The organism is Erythrobacter sp., assembly GCF_038133525.1.
Taxonomy (GTDB): domain Bacteria; phylum Pseudomonadota; class Alphaproteobacteria; order Sphingomonadales; family Sphingomonadaceae; genus Qipengyuania.
The window spans coordinates 1-3,865 of record NZ_JAYPTL010000079.1; the positions used below are offsets into that span (position 1 = coordinate 1).

The window sequence follows — 3,865 nt, forward strand, 5'->3', positions numbered from 1 at the left end:
GCTCAATACTGCCAGTGCCGCCGGGAGGTACGGCACCCCCGGAGCCAGCGTCTATACGGCAACCAAGTTTGGCGTACGCGGGATCACCGAAAGCCTCGACGGCGAATGGGCGGAAGACAATATCAAGGTCCGCTCACTGATGCCGAGCTTTATTGACACCCCGCTGCTCGATCACACACCCAACGCCCAGACCAACCAGGGCATCCGCGAACGCGTGACCGAGGCGGGACTGGAAATCACCCCGGTCGAAGAGGTCGCCAAGGCGGCCTGGGAAGCGGTGCATGGCGATCGCCTGCACACAACGGTGGGCAAGACTGCAAAGCAAATGGCCTTCGCCACGCGCTGGATGCCCGGCCGTGTGCGCAAGCAGACCCGCAATTCGACGCGCCCGCTGGGGAAGTAGGGCGTCAGATCAAAGCGTCGATCTTGCGCGCCATCTTCACGTCGCGCAGGCTCAGGCCACCTGCGTCGTGCGTGGTCAGCGTGATTTCGACGCGGTTGTAGACATTGAACCATTCGGGATGGTGGTCGCGCTTCTCGGCGAGAATCGCGACCCTGGTCATGAAACCGAAGGCTTCGGAAAAGTCCGCGAAGGTGAAAGTCCGCACAATCGCATCGCCATCGCGGGCCAAAGTCCATTCGGGCAGCGCCGCCAGCCAGCTGTCACGTTCTTCACCGGTCAGTTTCTCGACGCTCACGCCAAATCCTTCGTATATCTTCCACGCCCAATGCGGGCGAGCAGCCAGTAACCACCCGAAAGTGCAGCGACCAGCCCGAAACCGAGCAGCGCATAGTAGGGATCCTGCGCAATGAAAACCGCCAGCGTCACGGCATCCAGCAGCAAGAGCAGGCACATCAGCGGCCAGAAGAATGGCACCTTGAAGGGCCGTGCAAGCCCCGGTTCTGTAATGCGCAGCCGCATCGAACACAGCGCGACCAAAACGAAGATTGCCTGGGACAACGAAGTGCTGGTGGAGGACAACGCGAGATAGGTCCCCGACCACAGGAAGGCTGCCGATCCGAGAACCACCAGCGTCATTGCCCGCAGCGGGGTTCCGCGCGGCGTGACCGTGGCGAAGTAGGAGGGGAGGATCCCCTCACGCGCTGAATCGTAGGTAATTCGGCTGATCGTCATCATCATCAGGCTGCAGATTGCGCTGATCGACAGGAGCCCGAATAGCGTGAAGACAAGATCACCGGTTCCGCCGAACACTGTGCCAGCCGCGTCTGCGGCCGCAAATTCGGAACTGGCCATTTCCGCAGGCGCCAGGCGATGCAGCAAGGCCAGGTTTACCGCGACATACAAGAGGGTGATGCCTAGGATCCCACCAAAGATCGCACGGGGGATCTGCTTGCCGGGATCCTCGATCTCTTCGCCGTAGACCACCACGTCGCCCCAGCCATTATAGGCACCAACGATCACCAGCATGGCGGTCGCGAAACCCAGCCACCCTTGTGGGGCCAGTTCGATCGGCGTTGCAGCCTGTGCCACACCCGGCTGCGAGAACAACACCACCGCAAGGGCCATCAGCACCACCCCCTTGGTCGCGGAAAAGAGGATCTGGACCGTCCCCGACATGCGCGTGCCCGGCGCATTCACGACGAAGAATAGCACCAGCATGAAGGTGGCCAGTGCGCCGGGACCAAAGCGCCCTCCTCCTACGCCAAGCCGGACGAGGAACTCGCCAGCCACGATGGCGACGCCCGCCAGCGCAGAAATCAGCATCAGCAGCATGGTGAACGCAGTCGCGAGGCGTGCCTTTGGACCGAAGGCCCGCCCGGCAAAGGCGACGACTCCGCCCGCGCTCGGAAGGGCCGCGCCCAGTTCGGCAAAGGGCAATGCTGCGAATGCGGCGAGGATGCCGCCTAGCACCCACAGCGCGATCAATATCCATGGGCTTTCGCTGGCCTGCGCCACCACGCCGGGTGCACGCAGGATGCCCTGCCCAACCACACTGCCGACCACGGCGGCGAGACCGAATACGATCCCCAGCACCCGCAACAGGTGCCCCTTGTCCGACATCCCCTTCCCCCCCTTGTCCGAAGATGCGATCCTGATTCAACCGTTCTCACGGCATGCGGTCCGGTTGACAAGGCAAATCGGGCACTTGGCGCATTTGTCCCTTCCGCCTAACGCTTCCGGCCATGACTGCCCGCCTGACTGCGAAAGACCTGGCCTGCCGCCGCGGCGAGCGGCTGCTGTTTCGCGGACTGTCGCTCGATTGCGGACCGGGCGATGCCCTGCACATCGCCGGTGCGAACGGGATCGGGAAGTCGAGCCTGATCCGCATCCTCGCCGGATTATTGCGCCCCTTCGCAGGTGAGGTCGAGCGCGAGGGGGCGATAGGTCTGGTCGACGAGCGACTAGCGCTCGACGAGGCGCTGCCGCTGAGCAAGGCGCTGGCCTTCTGGGAAAGCCTCGACGGATGCCGCGATCCCGGCCGCACACTCGAACTGTTGCAGCTGCAAGCTCTGATGGACGTGCCCGTACGCTATCTCTCGACCGGGCAGAGAAAGCGTGCTGCGCTGGCTAGGCTGCTCAACCGTGGCTGCCCGATGTGGCTACTCGACGAGCCGCTAAACGGCCTCGATCGGCAGGCGCAGGCCGTTTTCGAGAGCCTGGTGGCGCAGCACTGCGAGGGCGGCGGGATAGCGGTGGTCGCTTCGCACCAGGATTTCGCGCTTCCTTCGCCGCGGCGGATCGACCTGGCGGAGTATGCCGCATGATCGCCACGCTGCTGCGCCGCGACCTCGGTTTGCTGCTTCCCGGCGGACGGGGCGGCGGCGGTGTCTTGCCGCTGCTCTTCTTCCTCGCCGTAGCCATGCTCTACCCCTTCGCGGTCGGGCCCGACGCGCAACTGCTGGCACGGACCGGCGGTGGCGTGATCTGGGTTGCCGCGTTGTTGGCGGCGATCCTGCCGCTCGAGAAGCTCGTCGCGGGCGATCTTGAGGCTGGCGTGTTCGACCAGCTCCATCTGCGCGGCGTGAGCGAAGAACTGGCCATGGCAGTGCGGCTGCTCGCTCATTGGCTCGCCTTCGCCCCCTTGCTGTTGCTTGCAACAATTCCAGCCGCGGCGCTGCTAGGCCTGGGCGAAGAAACAGTGCGGACCGTCCTGCTTGGCCTGCTCGCGGGAACGCCGGGACTGGCTGCGGTCGGCCTCGCCGTCGCGGCTCTCACCGCGAGCCTGCGCGGCGGCGCAGCGCTGGCAGGGCTGATGGTCATCCCATTGGCAGTGCCGATCCTGATCTTCGGCGCGGGCGCGCTCTCACCAACCGGCGAAGGGGGAATCGCCCTGACCGGCGCAATCAGCCTGGTGCTGGTCGCCCTCGCACCGCTCGCGGCAGGCGCCGCAATCCGGGCGGCCCGGGAAGGATGAAAGAAAAGGTCGAGCTCCGCCGCGCCAAACCCTCTGATTACGACGAGATCGCGCGGGTCTGGCACGAAAGCGCCAGCCTGCCCGGTGTTGGGCCACCAACAATGCCGTTGGAGCGTGATCTACGCGTGCGGGTCGATCAAGAGATGTGCGGTGGATGGTCGGTCACACTCGCAACTCAGTCGGACCGTGTCTTGGGCTTTGTCGCCTGCAAGCCCGCGATTGCTGTCTTGGATCAGTTGTTCATTCGACCCGAAGCAATCGGCTTGGGATTAGGGATGCGGCTGTTCAACCAAGCAAGGATCGAGATGCCGAACGGTTTCACCCTGCATACGGCAGCGACCAACAAGAGGGCGCGCAAATTCTACGAACGCGCCGGTATGGTTGTCAGTCGGGAAGGCCCACATCCAAGGAGCGGTCACCCGGTGGTGTGGTACGGATGGCCGGAAGCGCCAGCGGCCGGGATTCGAGAATAGGCCGCTGCCTACGGG

Annotated in this window: 6 protein-coding genes; 4 read left to right on the forward strand and 2 right to left on the reverse strand. The window is 64.3% G+C overall.

Annotation, left to right across the window (positions count from 1 at the left end):
• A partial coding sequence (locus tag AAFM29_RS15300) for an SDR family NAD(P)-dependent oxidoreductase (RefSeq protein ID WP_341713649.1) occupies window positions 1–403 on the forward strand: 403 nt, incomplete at its 5' end.
• A gap of 4 nt (window positions 404–407) precedes the next feature.
• Here the strand turns inward: AAFM29_RS15300 and AAFM29_RS15305 are convergent.
• Together AAFM29_RS15305 and AAFM29_RS15310 are read right to left on the reverse strand one after the other, a co-directional pair.
• Entirely contained in the window at window positions 408–698 is a 291-nt protein-coding gene (locus AAFM29_RS15305; protein ID WP_341713650.1) for a 4a-hydroxytetrahydrobiopterin dehydratase, read from the reverse strand.
• Complete coding sequence (locus AAFM29_RS15310; RefSeq protein ID WP_341713651.1) at window positions 695–2,023, reverse strand: APC family permease; 1,329 nt, start codon at window positions 2,021–2,023, stop codon at window positions 695–697. The genes AAFM29_RS15305 and AAFM29_RS15310 overlap by 4 nt, the downstream gene beginning before the upstream one ends.
• A gap of 122 nt (window positions 2,024–2,145) precedes the next feature.
• On the opposite strand from AAFM29_RS15310, the gene ccmA reads away from it, so the two are divergent.
• The 3 genes from ccmA to AAFM29_RS15325 are packed head-to-tail and all read left to right on the forward strand — an operon-like array spanning window position 2,146 to window position 3,850.
• A complete protein-coding gene (gene ccmA / locus AAFM29_RS15315; protein ID WP_341713652.1) occupies window positions 2,146–2,727 on the forward strand; it encodes a heme ABC exporter ATP-binding protein CcmA in 582 nt (193 codons plus the stop codon).
• Window positions 2,724–3,377, forward strand: a complete 654-nt coding sequence (locus tag AAFM29_RS15320) for a heme exporter protein CcmB (RefSeq protein ID WP_341713653.1) — start codon at window positions 2,724–2,726, stop codon at window positions 3,375–3,377. The genes ccmA and AAFM29_RS15320 overlap by 4 nt, the downstream gene beginning before the upstream one ends.
• Window positions 3,374–3,850, forward strand: coding sequence for a GNAT family N-acetyltransferase (locus AAFM29_RS15325; RefSeq protein WP_341713654.1), 477 nt, complete (start codon window positions 3,374–3,376; stop codon window positions 3,848–3,850). The genes AAFM29_RS15320 and AAFM29_RS15325 overlap by 4 nt, the downstream gene beginning before the upstream one ends.
• Window positions 3,851–3,865: the final 15 nt, after the last annotated feature.